Source organism: Njordella calcicola (assembly GCF_056494125.1).
Genome location: NZ_CM151396.1, coordinates 2,800,244 through 2,818,154, shown reverse-complemented (window position 1 = coordinate 2,818,154; position 17,911 = coordinate 2,800,244). Strand labels below are relative to the sequence as shown.

8 protein-coding genes are annotated in these 17,911 nt (G+C 51.5%); 7 read left to right on the top strand and 1 reads right to left on the bottom strand.

The genetic code is table 11. From position 1 onward, the window contains the following. Positions 1-3: 3 nt before the first annotated feature. From cysW to metH, 4 genes are all read left to right on the top strand, one after another. Entirely contained in the window at positions 4-903 is a 900-nt protein-coding gene (gene cysW, locus SH302x_RS10505) for a sulfate ABC transporter permease subunit CysW (protein WP_479368667.1), read from the top strand. A 60-nt stretch (positions 904-963) separates the two neighbouring features. Continuing rightward, the gene (locus SH302x_RS10500) at positions 964-2,040 is read left to right on the top strand and encodes a sulfate/molybdate ABC transporter ATP-binding protein (protein WP_479368666.1); all 1,077 of its coding nucleotides are present in this window, start codon (positions 964-966) and stop codon (positions 2,038-2,040) included. Positions 2,041-2,064: 24 nt separating this feature from the next. Beyond that, complete coding sequence (locus tag SH302x_RS10495; protein WP_479368665.1) at positions 2,065-2,286, top strand: YezD family protein; 222 nt, start codon at positions 2,065-2,067, stop codon at positions 2,284-2,286. Positions 2,287-2,586: 300 nt separating this feature from the next. Further along, positions 2,587-6,267, top strand: a complete 3,681-nt coding sequence (gene metH, locus SH302x_RS10490) for a methionine synthase (protein WP_479368664.1) — start codon at positions 2,587-2,589, stop codon at positions 6,265-6,267. 240 nt (positions 6,268-6,507) lie between these two features. Here metH and SH302x_RS10485 read toward each other — a convergent pair whose 3' ends face one another. After that, positions 6,508-6,792, bottom strand: coding sequence for a WGxxGxxG family protein (locus tag SH302x_RS10485; RefSeq protein WP_479368663.1), 285 nt, complete (start codon positions 6,790-6,792; stop codon positions 6,508-6,510). A 556-nt stretch (positions 6,793-7,348) separates the two neighbouring features. Between SH302x_RS10485 and SH302x_RS10480 the strand changes: the two genes are divergently transcribed. The 3 genes from SH302x_RS10480 (at position 7,349) to SH302x_RS10470 (ending at position 17,882) form a co-directional block, all read left to right on the top strand. Further along, positions 7,349-7,927 (top strand): RNA polymerase sigma factor, encoded by a 579-nt coding sequence (locus SH302x_RS10480; RefSeq protein ID WP_479368662.1) that lies wholly within the window; start codon positions 7,349-7,351, stop codon positions 7,925-7,927. After that, on the top strand, positions 7,924-10,791 hold the full coding sequence (locus tag SH302x_RS10475; RefSeq protein ID WP_479368661.1) for a vWA domain-containing protein: 2,868 nt from the start codon (positions 7,924-7,926) through the stop codon (positions 10,789-10,791). Before SH302x_RS10480 ends, SH302x_RS10475 begins: the two co-directional genes overlap by 4 nt. A 65-nt stretch (positions 10,792-10,856) precedes the next feature. After that, positions 10,857-17,882 (top strand): hypothetical protein, encoded by a 7,026-nt coding sequence (locus SH302x_RS10470; protein WP_479368660.1) that lies wholly within the window; start codon positions 10,857-10,859, stop codon positions 17,880-17,882. The last annotated feature ends 29 nt before the right edge of the window (positions 17,883-17,911 follow it).

Sequence of the window (17,911 nt, the reverse complement as noted above, 5' to 3'; positions counted from 1 at the left end):
AAGATGGAAGCCTCAGCGATGAAAGACCGCCCCGCCAACGCCTTGTCAAGCAAGACTGCATTCCGCAGTGTGGCGGCAGCTTCACGTGAACCGTTATGGGTACAGTGGATGCTGATCGCAATTACATTTGCATTCTTGATTCTATTCCTCTTCTTGCCGCTGGCAGCCGTTTTCGGTGAGGCGTTGCGCAAAGGATTCGCAGCCTATTTTGCGAGCTTGGTCGAACCAGGCGCGCTGGCGGCGATCAAGCTGACGGTCCTTACAGCCGCGATCGCGGTGCCAGCCAACTTAGTTTTTGGCCTGGCGGCATCTTGGGCGATTGCAAAGTTCGATTTTGTGGGCAAGAGCGTGCTGATTACTTTAATCGACTTGCCGTTCGCTATTTCGCCCGTCATCTCAGGCTTGGTTTACGTGTTGGTGTTCGGCATGCAAGGCTGGTTCGGGGCGTACTTGGAATCGATCAATGTTCAAATCATTTTTGCCGTGCCCGGAATTGTCCTGGCAACAATCTTTGTCACCTTTCCATTCGTAGCACGAAGCTTAATCCCGCTGATGCAAGAGCAGGGGACCGAAGAAGAGCAGGCCTCGATCACGCTGGGAGCCAACGGCTGGCAAACGTTTTGGTATGTGACGTTGCCCAACGTGAAATGGGCGCTGCTTTACGGAGTGGTCTTGTGTAACGCTCGAGCAATGGGTGAATTCGGTGCAGTATCGGTCGTGTCAGGACATGTACGAGGCAAGACCAACACGATCCCATTGCATGTGGAGATCCTTTACAACGAATACAACTTTGTAGCCGCGTTCGCCGTGGCCTCGATACTTGCATTACTTGCGATCGCAACGCTGGCAGCGAAGACGGCGATTGAATCCCGACTGAAGTCAACGCCGTCGTCCAATGACTAACCCAATCTTTGTTTCAAGTGCAACACCCCATCGATCAAGCCGTCAACGGCAGAGGTTATTATGAGTATCGAAGTTCGCAGTATATCCAAAACGTTTGGCACATTTACTGCCCTGCGAGATGTGAATCTTACCATCCATGACGGCGAGATGGTGGCATTGTTGGGGCCTTCCGGGTCGGGCAAAACAACACTGATGCGGATCATCGCCGGGCTGGAAGCTCCGGACGATCATCCAGAGGCGGATATTCTCTTTCATGGTCAGAGCGTACGGGGCAGTGCCGTTGGCAAACGACAAGTTGGATTTGTCTTTCAACACTACGCGTTATTTCGACACATGAATGTCTTTGATAATATCGCCTTCGGCCTGCGCATGAAACCCAGAGTTGCTCGTCCGTCAAAGCCTGAAATTGCGGATCGCGTACACGCACTCTTGAAGCTAATTCAGCTAGAAGGCTTCGGCCATCGCCTGCCAAGCCAGCTTTCCGGCGGCCAGCGTCAGCGCGTAGCGCTCGCTCGCGCACTGGCCGTGGAACCGAAAGTGCTGTTGCTGGACGAACCGTTTGGGGCGCTGGATGCCCGCGTGAGGCAAGACCTTCGCAGTTGGTTACGCAAGCTGCATGATGAGATCAATCTGACGAGCGTCCTGGTAACACACGACCAGGAAGAGGCACTGGAGCTGGCCGATCGAGTCGTGGTCATGAACCAGTCAAAAGTGGAGCAAATTGGTAGCCCAAGCGAAGTCTTTCACTCGCCGGCCAACGAGTTTGTGATGAAGTTCTTGGGACAAGTCAACGTATTCCACGGACGGGTCAAAGATGGGAAAGCAATCCTAGGAGATCTGTCGATCGATTATCCGCGTTATACCGCAGGTCATGAAAGAAACGCGACCGTTTACATGCGTCCCCACGAGTTGGAAATCCAACGCACAGGCAACGGTTCGAGCAGCTTGAAGGCGCGTGTCATTCGCACCAATCCGGCTGGGCCCGTAGCGAAGGTGCATTTGCTCGCGGATGGTGGCAACGAAATCCAAATTGAGTTGAATCAAGATCGCTTTCAAGAACTGCTGCTATTGCCCAACGAGGAAGTCTACGTTTATCCCAAATCACTGCGGGTCTTTGTGCCCGAGTACGAGATCTAGTACAGAAGAAAGGTTGGCCCGGAAGTGAGTACATTCAGCGTTCAGGATTCATCTAGTGATGATCGAAATCCGCTTGGCGAATTGGAGTTGTCACAACTGAAGTCCAGTATCCGTGGGCTGCAGTTTGGCTCGGTGACCATCATTGTCCAAGATGGTTGCATCGTGCAGATTGATCGAACAGAGAAACGGCGTCTACGCGGCAGCCCCCGCGCCAACGCTGCAAAAGCGGATCTCAATAAGGACTAGATATTCCCTGACATGGTATCCAGGCGTGGTATTCAAAGCCGCAGGCAGAGCCGTCCAATGCGGTAAAGCTGAAGGGCACCAGCGGCTCTCAGTGATGTCAAAATCAACCAAGCCCCATCCTTGGGCAGAGTCAGAATCCTTGATTCTGTCGCTGAAGGTGGCTTAAACGTTTGCATTTAGGACAATTCTTGCTAGAAAAATCGTTACAAGCCTTTATCACAAGCAGTTAGCGATTTTGAAGAAGCCAAGCTTGAAGTAGAATTGGTATCTTCCCGATTTGTCCCTGTATTAAAACGCTCAATGTTAACTCGACCTCAAACGGATACGGAAAACTTACTCCTGGAATTGATGGAGGAACGAATCCTCCTACTGGATGGCTCGATGGGGGCCTTGATCTTCCAGAAAAAATTGCCTGAAGATGCGATCCGTGGCGAACGCTTCAAAGATCATCCGGCGGATTTATCCAAAGCGACCGACTTACTGGTGCTGACCCAGCCCGATGTGATTCGGGGGATTCATCTGGAGTACCTCAATGCGGGTTCCGACATCATCGAAACCAACACGTTCAACGCCAGCCTGATCGGCATGGCCGAAACGAAGATGTCGGATTTTGCGTATGAGATCTCGAAAACCGGCGCGGAGGTCGCTCGCAGCGCGGTCGATGAAGTCATGAAGCGAGACTCGTCCAAACCTCGTTTCGTAGCAGGCAGTATCGGGCCTACGGCGGTTCAGTTGGCGATGAATGCCAAAGGCGATCCTGCCACGCGGCCTTATACGTTTCAGCAGATGGTTGAAAGTTATGAAGTCAACGTCGAAGGACTGTTGGATGGCGGTGTCGACCTGCTGTTGCCGGAAACCTCCTTCGACACGTTGAACTTCAAGTCCTGTTTGGTCGCAATCGAGAATGTCTTTGCCAAGCGGAATCACCGCGTGCCAGTGATGTTGTCGGCGACCATCTTTGACGGCGGCGTCACATTAACGGGCCAGCAGTTGGAAGCGTTCTGGATTTCCGTTGCGCACTTCCCGATGTTAAGCGTGGGTTTGAATTGCGCTTTGGGCGGGGACCGTATGCGTCCCTACATCGAACGACTTGCTTCGGTTTCCGATGCTGCGATCAGTTGTTATCCTAACGCGGGCTTGCCCAATGCACTGGGCGAGTTTGATGAGACGCCGGCCAAGATGGCTAGTTTCATCCGTGACTTTGCGAAAGAAGGTTGGGTCAATATTGTCGGTGGTTGCTGCGGTAGTACGCCTGCGCACATCAAGGCGATTGGAGAAGCTGTCCAAGGTCTAACGCCACGTGGAAAGAAAGAACATCGACGCCCCACGCAATACGCCGGCAACGAACCACTGATCTTCCGAAAAGATAATCCGTTTGTGATGGTCGGGGAAAGAACGAACGTAACCGGTTCTAAGAAGTTTGCGAGGCTGATCAAAGAAGGCAAATTCGAGGACGCGATTCGAGTAGCTCGCACGCAAGTCGAAGGCGGCGCGAATGTGATCGACGTCAACATGGACGAAGGCATGCTGGACGGAGCGGCGGCGATGAGCACGTTCTTGAATCTCATCGCCCATGAAGCGGATATCGCTAAAGTTCCGATCATGGTCGACAGCTCGAAATGGGAAATCCTGGAAGTCGGTCTGCGTCACTCGCCGGGCAAGCCGATCCTGAACTCTATCAGTTTGAAAGAGGGCGAAGAAGAATTCTTGCGCAAAGCGAAGTTCATTCATCAGCATGGCGCTGCGATGGTCGTGATGGCTTTTGACGAACAAGGTCAAGCGGCCGATTATGAAAACAAAGTTCGCATTTGCAAACGCGCTTACAAGTTACTGACCGAGAACGGTTTTCCTGCCGAAGACATTATCTTCGACCCGAATATCTTAACCGTCGGGACCGGTCTGCCTGAGCATGCGAATTACGCTGTCGATTTTATTGAAGCGGTTCGTACCATCAAGAAGGAATGCCCTGGCGCGCGAACTAGCGGTGGCGTCAGCAACGTATCGTTCTCGTTCCGTGGTAATAACACGGTTCGTGAATCGATGAACGCGGTGTTCCTCTATCATGCGATCAATGCCGGGCTTGATATGGGGATTGTGAACCCCGAAATGTTGGAAGTCTACGACGAGATCGAGCCAGAATTGCGTGAACGCGTCGAAGATGTACTGCTGAATCGACGGCCCGATGCAACCGAACGCTTGATCGACTTTTCTGAAACGGTCAAAGCGAAAGATAAGGCTCCGGTCAAAGTCGACGCGTGGCGCGAAGGAACTGTCGAAGAGCGACTGCGACACGCGCTGCTCAAAGGCATCTCTGACTATATTGAAGTCGACACCGAAGAAGCACGCCAGAAACTTGGTCGTCCGCTGAAGGTGATTGAAGGCCCGCTCATGGACGCGATGAACTTGATCGGAGACTTGTTTGGGCAAGGCAAGATGTTCTTGCCCCAAGTGGTAAAGTCGGCAGCGGTGATGAAAAAGAGCGTCGCTTATTTGACGCCGTTCATGGAAGCGGAAAAGGCTGCGGCTGGCAACACTGGCGCGCACACCAGTCGCGGTAAAGTGCTGCTGGCCACAGTGAAAGGTGACGTGCATGATATCGGCAAAAACATTGTCGGAACCGTGCTTGCGTGCAATGACTTCGAAGTGATCGACTTGGGAGTCCTGGTCCCCTGCGAGCGAATCCTTGAAGAGGCCAAGAAACAACGTGCGCAAGTGATCGGCTTGTCGGGCTTGATTACGCCTTCGCTGGATGAAATGGTACATGTCGCGAAAGAGATGCAGCGTGAAGGGTTCAATATTCCGTTGCTGATAGGCGGAGCGACCACTAGTGCGAAGCATACCGCGGTGAAGATCGCTCAGAACTACGATCACGAAGTGGTCCACGTCCTAGACGCTTCGCGGAGTGTGCCTGTGGTCGAAAAATTGGTGAATCCCGACAGTCGCGATGCGTTCCGAGCTGAGATCCGCGAGAAGCAGGAAGAGGAGCGAGTGAGTTTTGCCAAACGCCGTGAACGCAAACTAGTGGATTACTCAGAAGCACAGCAACGTAAGCTGCAACTGGACTGGGAGAACTACCAAGCGCCCAAGCCGCAGTTTGTCGGCGTACGAAACCTAAGCACCACGGTGGCAGAACTGCGACCTTATATTGATTGGTCCCCTTTCTTCATGACATGGGAACTAAAGGGCAAGTATCCAAAGATTTTCAAGGACGAAGTGGTCGGTGAGATTGCAAAAGAACTGTACGACGACGCACAAAAAGTGCTTGATCAATTCGAAAACGATGCGACCGTCAGTCTAAAGGCCGTCTATGGTTTCTTTCCTGCCAAGGGTGAAGGGGACACGATCATCTTGTACAAAGATGATACGCGAGCAGAAGAGCTTGCACGTTTTGAGATGTTGCGACAACAGTGGGAGCGCGTCGATCAAAAGGCTTTCCGCAGTCTAGCGGACTATGTGGACCCGACTGGCAAGCCCGATTATATCGGCGCCTTTGCGGTGACTGCTGGTCACGGCGTCGACGAGCTAGCCAAGCAATTGCGTAGCGAAATGGAAGATGGCAAAGCGATCTTGGTGCAAGCTTGCGCGGATCGTTTGGCGGAAGCGTTTGCTGAAATGTTGCACGAGCGAGTTCGGAAGGAATGGGGGCTAAGCGAACAGCTCTCCAAAGATGAACTTATTGATGAGAAGTATCAGGGAATACGTCCTGCTGCTGGCTATCCATCTTGTCCTGACCACACCGAAAAGAAGACCTTGTGGCAACTGTTGGAAGTTGAATCACGTGCTGGCATATCATTGACGGAAAGTTATGCGATGTGGCCTGCCGCTTCGGTAAGTGGATTGTATTTTTCGCATCCCGAGGCGAGATACTTCGCAGTTGATCAAATTACGCGCGATCAAGTGGAAGATTATGCGAAGCGCAAAGGCTGGCCGATATCGACCGCCGAGAAGTGGCTTGCACCGAACCTAGGATACGACGCATAGTGCTTGCACGTGGTTGTGGAGACTGGTCAGGTGTTGGTTCTGGCCGACTTGGAGGCGGGTCCGTCATTGGCGGAGCCACATTGGGTGGATCTCCGACATCTGGAACGTCCGGCGTTGGCCGCTCAGGAACCGGAATCGCCGGATCGCCTTTCGAGGGTTCATATTCCGGGCCGCAGTAGCTCTCAGAGCTAGCAGCGGTCCTTGGCTGAGCAAACATTGTCTGTGTCCCCATAATCAGCTTCAAACGTTCGGGGTCCGAGTGCCTGCGGTGGATGTGGTATCGCGAGGGTAGGCACTGGCGTCGCGATGAGCAGGATGATCCGCATCACGCTTCATCAGTCCACCCAGCCCCAACAAGCCAATCAAGCCTAAGAGTCCCCAGTTAAACTCATTGCGTGCTGTTTCTACAACCGGCGTAGTCGTTCGCTCGATATCTTGCGCTGCAGCCCTTTGGTCGAATGGCAGTACGGTTAATGCAAGGCTCAAAAGCCCGGCACCGACAAAACTCAAAATGCTCTTCTTCATAACGCTACTCCTACGAAGGGATATGCTCTTTGCCGATGTGGCAGTTGACGATTCACCATCCATTGAGCAAAGATTGCGCCCAATAAGTATGACTTTTGTAGCGGTACGGCACATGAGATACTACACAGGTCGCATCCGCCCACAATTAACCAGATTCAGTACGTGCTCTGAATGTTATTACATGCGAGGGCCCGACAAACCCGGCTGCCAAAGTTCTTGTGGTGAGAAAGATGCAAGGCACGCTGCATGTTCTATGACATCACAGTACGGACCGAATTCAGAGAAGGTTTGCTATAATCGCTGATTAGTGCCTAGCACCTTGGCCGCCGCAAATGGAGCTGAAAGTGACGCGTTCGTGGGCTCGGTCGGACGTAAGATCGATCTAGTATCTATAACTCAGCTAACTACCAATGTTCAAAAATTTTAAGGATTTGTTGTGTCGAAGGCTAAGAAACTTCCATGCTCCGAGTCTTATCTGTTAGGAACGCGATCATACGGATCTATTTAGGGATGGAGAGGGTCAAATTACAAAAATAACACTCGGCAGAATGAGTTCATGTTGAATCCGACGCCGTCGAATTCTAACGATCATCGGGAAGAGGCTTTCGAAACACACGATAAGCCGTCGGGAACTGCATTGCATATACTCTTCGAAAATGAAGAAGGAAACCTGTTGCGGTTCGCCTATTCATTGACAGGTCGGCGCGCAGTGGCAGAAGAGATTGTGCAAGACGTGTTCCTTGAGCTTCATGCTCGATCGGACCATGTGGAGATTCCACGAGCATGGCTGTATCGGTGTGTTCGTAATCGAGGACTTAGCTATTTGCGGAAATGGAAGCGTGAGACGTTGCATCGCGATGAAAGGCAATTGGAACCTACTTTGGGCGATAGCGAAGAGGCGCCAGACGCAGTCATGTCGCGATTGGAGACCACTTTTCAGTTGCGCGAGGTTTTAGGAAAGCTATCAGCGGATGATCAACAGTTAATTCGCTTGAAGTACTTTGAAGAACTTAAGTATCGCGAGATTAGCGAGCGGACGGGCCTGTCAATCGGCAATGTGGGCTATCGACTGCATCATATCTTGCAGCGCTTGGCTGGCCAGTTACGACCACCGGGAATTGATGAAGCAAAATGAACGACGAAACAATATTTGATGGCAATGCCCCCGATTTGGAAGTCCGCTTGACAGCTTTAGTCTTAGGCGAAGCGTCGGACTTCGAACGAGCGAGACTGGAAGCAATCCTTGCCGAGCAACCGAGGCTGGCAGCCTCGTATGAGCAACTGAAGCTGTTGCATGCGTCACTCTTGGTCATGGATACCAGTCAGATCATAGTTAACAGGAGTTCTGAGAATCAAGCCGAGACAGCCAACTGGGTGGAGTGGAAGTTGTCGGACGGTCGACGTCAATCGCTCTTGAAAATTCTTGGCGGCGACGGTTCTAATTTAGGACAGCCTCAATCTGCGCGGACCAGCTCGATTGCCTTGCCGTTGTTGCAGCAAAAGAGTTGGAAGACGGGCATCCTAGCACTTGCATTTGCCGCATGTCTGCTCGTATGCATCGGCGTTTATCAAATGCAGCGAGGATCTTTAATCGCAGGACTTGATATCACCGCCGGAGTTCTCGATGCATACGAACGCAAGGGCAGTCCTGATTCTCTACATATTCTTCCAGCTTCCCCCGCTATGACGCCCGGCAAGAATTTGTCGATAGCTGGTGGTCCCTCCCCTGCGTCAATCGCCGAGCCGTTGCCACAACAGCTTTCTACCCCGCGATACAACCTTCATGAGGATGTACCGCACTATGCGCCCTCGCAGCCCTTAGGTCAAGATTCGGCAGGAAGGCCGCTCGTCCCAGACACTAGTCACCTGCGGCGTTCTGACCGCAATGGACAATCGTCTCAGATCGACGCTTTCTATTTTTCTCAAGACGGCGGCGTTGGTTTTGGTGGCGTCGGGAACGGAGGCTTTGGAGATCGCGGAAGATACGGTGGCGGATACGGTGACGGGGGCTTGCCGAGCAATGGAGCTGGGACTCGGATGGAGGGTTCTACATCCGCTGTACTTGCCGACCTAGCAGTAGAACCAGGACTATCGGCTGCGTCTAATACAAAAAACCTTCGCACTGGACGAAGCGAACCTGCACGCGTGGAAGGACCTCGAACGGCGAAATCCAGTCTGCCAGAACTACATGGAGAAGAAAGTCAAGAAAGGCGTCTAGGTCTCAATGATCACCTTGACCGTTCTTCAAGCATTAACGACATCGCGAGCGAACAAGACGTCGCGAGATTTTCTCTAGGTGATGATTTGAACTGGTACGCAAATGGGCTGTCTTCAACCGACGCATCTAAGTCGGGCGTCCCGCCAACTCCTGGTTTGGCTGGCGAATTAGATGACCGCTATATGCGGATTGAAGATGACACGCTTGCTCAATTTGCCAATGCTGATTTGGATACCAGCACAAAGCTCCTACTCAAGGAGTTGGAGAAATTAAAAAAGGATTTGAAGCGAGAAAGTCCGGCACCTCGTCAAGGGAACGTCGAGCTGAAGAATGCTCAGGAGTCGGCTGCGGGGCAATCGGTAGACATGCCTGCGACGTTTCAATCTCGAGCACAACTTCAGGCTTCCATGGGACGCAAGCAGCCATCCGAGCAGCGGCTGGAGGAAGTTTCTACCTCGCGCGAGCCTTTTTCGACTTTTTCGTTGCATGTCAGCGACGTCTCCTTCAAGCTCGCACTAGCAGCAATCTCCAACGGTCAACTGCCCGACGCTGCAAGTATTCGTTTGGAGGAGTTCGTCAATGCGTTCGACTACTTCGATCCTTTGCCATCGTATGATGAACACGTAGCCTGTCAGGTGGAGCAAGCGATCCATCCTTTCATGCTGCAACGAAACATAATGCGAGTCTCCATGCGCACAGCAGCGTCCGGTCGTCCCAATAATGTTCCTCTGCGCTTGACGCTGCTTCTAGATAACTCAGGATCGATGGCTCGTCCAGACCGCAAGCAAACGATTCGCCAAGCGTTCGAAGCACTTGCACGGCAGCTAACTCCCCAGGATCAAGTAACATTAATCGGATTTGCGAACACGCCACGCTTAATAGCTGAGAATGTGAGCGGTACCAATGTGTCCAATCTGGTGAACCTGGTCGAGCAATTACCAAGTGAAGGTGGTACAAACATCGAAGCCGCGCTTCGACTAGCTATCGAAAAAGCTATCGAGAAGGCGCCTGCTGACAGTGCAAATCGCCTCCAAGATCGGATTGTGCTGCTGACTGATGGTGCCGTAAATTTGGGGGACGCTGATCCCAATAGATTATCTCAACTGGTACTTGATATGCGTAAAGCAGGTATCGCTTTTGATGCAGCGGGTATTTGCGCACAAGGCTTGAACGATGAAGTGCTCGAAGCCTTGGCTCGGCAAGGCGATGGACGGTATTACGTGTTGGACTCGGCCGACGATGCCAGCTCAAGCTTTGCTGTACAGATCGCCGGTGCGCTACGCCCATCAGCAAAGAACGTCAAAGTCCAAATTGAATTCAATCCAGAACGAGTCGAGCGTTACAAACTTCTTGGTTTCGAAAAACATCTGTTGAAGCAAGAAGATTTCCGCAATGACCAAGTGGACGCTGCTGAAATGGCTGCTGCCGAATCGGGAGTTGCGATGTACCACTTCGAACCCAAGCCGGACGGGTATGGTGATATCGGTTCTGTGTCGGTTCGTTTCCAAGACTTATCAACCGGAATGATGGTCGAACGTCGTTGGCCGATTCCCCACGACGCCACTCCATTTCGTATCGAACAATCCAATGCACGGCTCCGAATCTCCACAGCCGCAGTGCTCTTTGCCGCGAAACTTCGGGGTGACGCAGTAGGTGAGTATGTTGAACTCCAATCGCTCAGCGAGATGCTGTCCACGCTGCCATCTAACTTTGAATCGTCTCTTCGCGTTCAACAATTGCGATACATGATCAATACTGCTAGACAGCTATCCGAGCGATAGCCAAACCCATTCTCGGAACCCATGTAAAGAAAAACCAGCGATAACGCAATTTTACACGCACAAAAATGTCTAACCATCAATCAATTCAAGTCACAGCGTACAACATCATGAATCTCTTAACCTTTGTCGCTCGCTTGAGCATCTATTGTCTCTTGGTATTCGTCAACACCCCTTTAGCGTTCGCACAAGAACTGGACGCCGTAACGGCCAGCGCTTCATCTCCGACCATCGTTTTCAGTGCTACTCCACCGCCAGAGCCTGCTTTCCTATACTCGGTCAACTCTAAAGCAAATGTGCAGGTGAACTCAAACGTTATCGAGCAGTCGATCGAGCTTGCCATCAGGGTTGTCCAAGGCACGCCAGCCACCGTATCGGTAGGTTTGAATGGTCCAGGAGAAGTTGTTGGTGTATCCGGCGACGCGATTGATGCATGGTCAGTGCGCAGTAAAGGAAAAGATAAGTTTCTCGACTTGCAGTTGAACTACATTGATGCGCGACCGCAATTGGATGAACTGGTTGCCAATGCAGTTGTTCGCGTAAGAACAGAATTTGCTGGATTGCCCGCCGAAGTCGAACTATTGCATTTTGCAAAGGGCAAATCAATCGGTTTCGATTCTCACATCGATATCAGCTTTGCCCCAGAGTTGGCTGGTCGAGTGATCCAAACCGATGGTTTCGTACCGCTGGGTGTAGAGCATAATCAATATCAGACATCAAGCGGCGGCCGAATCATTATGCGCGTCGACCGTCACGGTACGGCCCCCGAGCCAATCGTATTGCGTAACGCGACATTGGTTGGCGAACTCGCTAAGAACAACCAGTCTGTCCTGTTTTCTTTGAACGAGAGCGTGCAGGTCTCAGAGGCAGGCGCGAGGTTGCGAGTGTTAACTGGCAACGCAGCCTTCAGTGAATTGCCAAACAACAAGGACTATCGACTTGAGCTTGTCAATACTGATCTTGGGCTTGCTTATGATTTGGTGTTCGCGACCGTTGGTGACTTTCCAATTGAACTGAAGTTCGTTGCAGGTGTAACACATCTGGACACTGGTTGGCATGGCATCGATCTGACGGTTGCCGCCAGTGCTGTTGTGCCACTGACGCTGCATGGATTTGCAACTGAAATCGAATTTCGACGCGAGCCGCAGGCGATTGTACCTCATCCAGAAGATGGTGTTTGGCGAGGATTCTTACCGGCAACGGGCCGTGTTCATCTGCAATGGAAGGCCGCGCAGAATTCCAGCGAAGGCAAACTGTTCTTCACGACAACCGCTAGAGTTGAAGCTCAAGTAGGAACTGGGCTCCTCCGGCAGGACCACCATCTGACGTATCAAGTTTTGCAGGGACAGTTGAAGGCGTTGAGCATTCTGCTAGTTGGTCCTGGCGAAATCGTTGACGTTGCTGGAGACAAGGTTGTCGGCTGGAAGATCCATAGCGAGGGATCTGAGAAATCGCTTGAGATCTCACTCAGTCAGCCAGTTTCCAATGCAAGCAGTATTCGCATCCTAAGCCAAACTCCTTTAGCAACTTTTCCCGTTCGGGTAGAGGGTCTGAGGTTGCGACCGGTCGACACTATTCGTCACTCTGGTTATCTGCGTGTTTCTAATATTGGATCTGTGCGAATCGACGCCGCGAATCTACAAGGGCTGACTCAACTTTCTCCCGATCAGTATCCAGGTAAAACACTCCAATCGCGACAATCGTTTGTGTACCGATTCCCGAGCGCAGACTATTCTTTCACGCTTCTTGCTGACCGAGTCCAGCCGGAAGTCAACGTCAATACCTTGCTAGTTTATCAACTCTCAGAATCGGAGCGAGTTATCAATGCGGATATTGAACTAGACGTTCGTGAAGCGGCCATTCGAGAATGGGATATTGTCGTGCCCGGTGACTATTCCGTTGTGTCAGTAATCGGCGCGAATATAGCAGACTACGTCGTTGACACTGAGTTAATTGACGGACAACGCAGTCTTAAATTGGTTTTCAACAGCGATGTACAAGGAAGACAACTTGTCAGCGTTCAACTTGAGAAGAGTGAAGCGACGGTCGCTGGTCCATGGCTGTTGCCTCAGATTACGTTCCCACAGGCTAAAGGTGTGCGAGGAGACATCGGTATTGTAGGGACACCCGGGTTTAGAATCGTCGCGCAGAACACTGAACAATTGGTGGAAAAACCACTTTCTTACTTTCCAAAACCGTTGCCCAATCTGCAGCAAGCGTTTCGATTGCGCGAACTGGGTTGGTCAGCGACGATGCAGATCGAAATTTTAGAACGGAGCATTCAGTCCGATATTTTCCATCTCTATTCACTTAACCAAGGGACAATTTACGGCAGCGCGCTGGTCAACTACTTGGTGACAGGTGCTCCCAATTCCGACTTTCAACTTTCGGTACCAGTGTCTTTGGGGAACGTGACAGTGGATGGCCAAGGCATTCGCACTTGGAGACGCGAGGGAGATAAGCTGCTGATTACACTCCATCAAGCTGTGCTTGGACCATACACCTTGCTGATTACCTTTGAAGAAAAGCCGACAGAATCAGATGCATCGTTTTCAGCCGGAGTCGTTACACCGCTCAACGTTCAAGGGGATCGTGGCTTTATTCAAATTGTTAGCCCAGTGCAAATCGAAATCGAGCCATTGTTGGTATCGCCGCAGTTACTAGTACTGGACGCGCTTGAATTGCCCGGCGAATTTCGATTGCTTAGCACTGCACCTTCACTAGGAACATGGCAGTACACTGAACGGCCCTTCGACTTAAAACTAAAGGTCACATGGTATGAACCAGGTACAACTGCCAGCCAAGTAGTTGAATTCTCAGAGGCGAACAGTCGAGTTTCTTCTGATGGCGAGTTGGTAACAGATATTTTGTATTATGTAAAATCTTGCGGGCAACGTGCGCTGCGACTACAGTTGCCGGGAGAGCCAGTTAGGCTGTGGGCCGTCACAGTAAACGGAGAACCAGTAACGGCCCGTCAATCTGGTAGCGACACCCTGATACCGCTTCCAGGCGCTGCAGATTCCAACGCGCCGATCGAAGTCGCCCTTCGGCTTGGAAAACCTGCGATTGATAAACGCAATGTCCAGATGTCATTGCCGACCGTTGATTCCCCCGTCTTGAAAACACTTTGGAACGTTCAAGGCGATGAGAATTACGTTTTGTTGCCGAAGGCCGGTACCGTAGAGCCAGCTCAGCCCGTGTTATGGCCAACAGGGTTCATGTGGCTAGCAAACCGCGGTCTACTCCCCGTGCTCGCATGTGCCGTCTTGGCCGTATGCGGTTTGTTTTTCGCAAATCGACGCAGCGTGAAACTTCTGGGCATACTTAGCTTTGCCGCAGTCATCATCATCGCGGGATTCGCAGCCTGGGATGCATTGGGACATCTGCATCGTACAACACCAATGCAGTTAAACGTGCCAGTATTAGCCGCCCGCGAAATGATATATTTACAGGTTAAGAACGTGCCCGCATGGAGGGCGCCAATCTCATGGGTTGGGTTTGGACTAATTGCAGGCAGCCTATTTTCGCTGGTCGTTGCTAGGCTAACCTGGGCTTCGCTCGCTAGTCGGTTCTTTTGTACTGTTGGTCTCGCGTTGCTGCTAGTCGGCATATTGATGCACCCCAGTGGAGCGATTGCCTTTTTTGTTCTGATAGCTGCAATTACACTGATTCGATTGCTTGCACCTACCGTCAAAACTTGGTGGCAGGAAGTTCGCAGTAAACGAAGTACAAATTTCGCCAAACGGCCAACAGCCGACGCAACAAACAGCGAACATAGTGCGGCCGTCTCAAACTCGCTCATGTGGGCATTTTGTTTGGGTGCGATTTCACTTATGACCAATTCTGTCGCTCATGCAAACGAATCAACAGTCGCTAATGATGATCTTAAACCAGCAGACACTCTTCGCCAGCAGTGGCACGTCGTCGCAAAGGAAGCGAGATTGACAGCAAAAGGAACGATTCAAGTCACTGGTGTCCCAGGTGATCGCTTCATGCTGTTACAAGCTCCCGCCGTCCTAACTCAATTTGAAGGAGACTCCCTGCGTTTGAGCAAAGCAATCGTCCCAGAACGAGGACTGACCTATGTTATTACTATTCCCGTCAGTGAAGAGGAACCGCAAGCTACCGACGAAGCTCATGATGCGGCCTCTGGCAGGAAGACAAAGGATAGACAGCGCAAAAGCTACGCTGCACAGTTCGAGTACCGCTTGGAAGCGATTAACCCGAGTGAAGGGATACCTATTGCGACGGGGCAGTCGACTCTGCATGAAGTTGATCTGCAATTAGACCAAGCGGCCTGGGACGTCACCTGCCTAGCCGCCGTACGCATCGAATCAATGGATGACGGCGAAGCGGTAACGAGAGCCAAACTGCTAATGAGTTCCAGCAATGCTCCCATCGTATTACGTCCCCAATCACGTGACTTGTCGATAGAGGAAACTCAGTTTTTCGTCGAAGGTTCACATCTTTATATACCTGGCCCTGGCGTCGTCGATGGGCGTCATCGTCTGGACATTCGAACTGCGCAGGGGCGAATCAATGAGTTGGTAGTTAACATTCCGGACATGTTGACCGTCAGCACCGTGGAGGGGCCAATTACAATGTGGCAATTTGACGCCGACAGTCGTCAACTGAAATTGCAAATGGAAGTCGCAAGCAGCACGAACACCAACATCATCATTGAGACTCAACGCAGTCTAAATACTCTCCCGACGGAATTGACACTCAGTCCACTTCGGGTCGATTCTGCGAGTGGCGAAGTCGGGTTGATAGGCGTTGCATTCGCTTCGGATGCTCAACCAGAGAAGGTGTATTCATCTACACTCTCGATGGTTAGCCTCAGCGACTTTGACGCTAATCTTTCCAAAAATGATCAGGCGGTATTGCATCGTGTTTATCGATACGGCGCAGTTCGTGGTGACATTGGCGTGCGAGTCGCCCAGGTAACCCCAGAAGTGCGTGTATTCAGCAAACAAGCAATCTCCATCGGCGACGAACGCATCTTGCTCAATGTAAATTTTAACGTAGAGATAGCTCGAACTGGATTGTTCCAACTCAGTTTCCCTCTCCCTGCAGGCCTGGAAGTCGAATCGCTCTCCGGCAGTGCGTTGCATCACTGGGTTGAAAGCAATCAAGAGGACGGTCCGCAAATAATCATGCACTTAAATGGTAAAACGATAGGAACTCAAGCGTTCTCTCTCACTCTTATCGGCGCCGCGCCAAATGACATTGCAGATTGGCCTGTTCCAAGATTCGAAGTCAATGAAGCTGATCGACAGACCGGCGAACTAGTAGTGCGACCGATGAGGGGCTTGAGACTGCGGGCTGTCGTGCGACAAAGCATATCGGAAATTGACCCTCGATCATTGGGTGGTCAAGCTGAAGGCGCGCTTGCATTTCGATTGCTGCAACGCGAATGGGATTTGGTGTTAGGCATTGAGAAACTTGAAGCTTGGATTACAGGCGAAGTGTTGCACGAAGTTACGCTGCGTGAAGGCCAGACTCGCTCGACTATCATCGCCAACTTTGAAGTACAAAACGCTTCTATCCGAACACTGCCCGTAGTGTTGCCGATTACCAGTGCAGAAGAGGTCAAAACGATTCGAGTTAATGGGAAATCCGTTGCAGATTTCGTGCGTACAAGCCCTGAATCTAATCGCTGGGAGTTGCAGTTTAAGCAACGGGTGATCGGTCGCGTGCAATTTCAAATCGAATATGAACGTCGTGGCGAACGAGTCAATGAAAGCGAGACATTGTCGGTAGTCGGATTTCCAGAGTCGCGACAAATCGCATACTACGTTGCCGTCCGCACCGGCGGAAGGCTGGAAATCGAAATCGGCAAAATGACACAGGGCTGGCAGCCAGCCGATTGGAATGTGATTCCACCTGCGTTGCGTGACACTGGAAATCGCACTGCTCCAGCGCTGTCGTTGCGAGCGGTCAGTCCAACAACGCCCCTAGCCGTTCGGGCAATCCGCCATTCGTTAGCCGACTCGCTGAAACTGCGTGTTACCGAGGGCAAGCTGACAACCATCCTCTCTCCTACCGGTGACCAATTAACGGCTGTGGACGTTACCATAGAGGTGATACAGCGCAGTAGTCTAACCGTAACATTGCCCGAGGGAGGCGAGCTGTTTAACATCTTTGTAAACGGCGAAAGCGTACACTCGATTCGGCAGAACGCTTCGACTAATTCTTGGCAATTCTATATCTTGCCAGGCATCGACGATCGAAATGCCCATGTGCGTTTCATTTATCTTTCGGCTGGTACTAGTATGGAAAAATTAAGGCTGATCAGCCCACTATTAAATGTTCCGCTTGAAAACATGAAATGGGACGTCATGGCGCCCCTTGGATTTGAATTGATCGGTGCCGATGGAAACTTGGAGCTTATTCACAAGAACCGAAGTGGTATCTACGACCGGTCGTTCTACCTATCAAATGTCGATAATAAGCGCAAAACGCAAACGCTGAAGGCTCAGCAAATGCTCGCCCAAGCCACTCAACTTCTGCAGGATGGTGAACAATCGAAGGCCCAACGCGCGTTGAGCAGTGTAGCAAACAGTAATGCACTTGATTCCGCTTCTAATGAAGACGCCAGAGTGCAGCTAGAAAACTTGCAGACTCAGCAGGCAATCGTGGGGCTTAACACAAGGCGTCAACGTTTGTACCTGGACATTGATTTGGGCAAGGCGGAGCTGGGGGACAATGTTCAGATGCGACAAGCTGCCGCGCGGAATCCGATCCTGCAGCAAGACCAACTGAACTTCCGACCTCAGGAGCTAAGCCAACTCTTGGCTGGCAATACAAACGAAGATAATGCAGCCTTGCAACAACTTGCAGGTCGATTGGTACAACACCAACGCACAACAGAACCAGCACCACAAGCCTTAGTCGTCAGCGTGCCAGAAGAAGGTATTGTCTACAGTTTCAGCCGAAGTGTTCAAGTGGCAGAAAACGCTCCTCTCCAGCTTGAGCTTCAGTTCCGTTCTGAGTACAAGCTTCGGCTTTGGGAATTGCTGGCAATAGGCAGCATCTTAGCGATCTTGATCATCAGTTTCGTCTTTGCACGCCAGCCATCCACGACCGTCTAAAGCAGGTTCTACAAGCCAAAATAGAACAG

Coding starts and splice junctions, on each gene's coding strand:
- cysW (WP_479368667.1), top strand. CDS start 4: ATGGAAGCCTCAGCGATGAAAGACCGCCCCGCCAACGCCTTGTCAAGC.
- SH302x_RS10500 (WP_479368666.1), top strand. CDS start 964: ATGAGTATCGAAGTTCGCAGTATATCCAAAACGTTTGGCACATTTACT.
- metH (WP_479368664.1), top strand. CDS start 2,587: ATGTTAACTCGACCTCAAACGGATACGGAAAACTTACTCCTGGAATTG.
- SH302x_RS10485 (WP_479368663.1), bottom strand. CDS start 6,792: ATGAAGAAGAGCATTTTGAGTTTTGTCGGTGCCGGGCTTTTGAGCCTT.
- SH302x_RS10480 (WP_479368662.1), top strand. CDS start 7,349: ATGTTGAATCCGACGCCGTCGAATTCTAACGATCATCGGGAAGAGGCT.
- SH302x_RS10475 (WP_479368661.1), top strand. CDS start 7,924: ATGAACGACGAAACAATATTTGATGGCAATGCCCCCGATTTGGAAGTC.
- SH302x_RS10470 (WP_479368660.1), top strand. CDS start 10,857: ATGTCTAACCATCAATCAATTCAAGTCACAGCGTACAACATCATGAAT.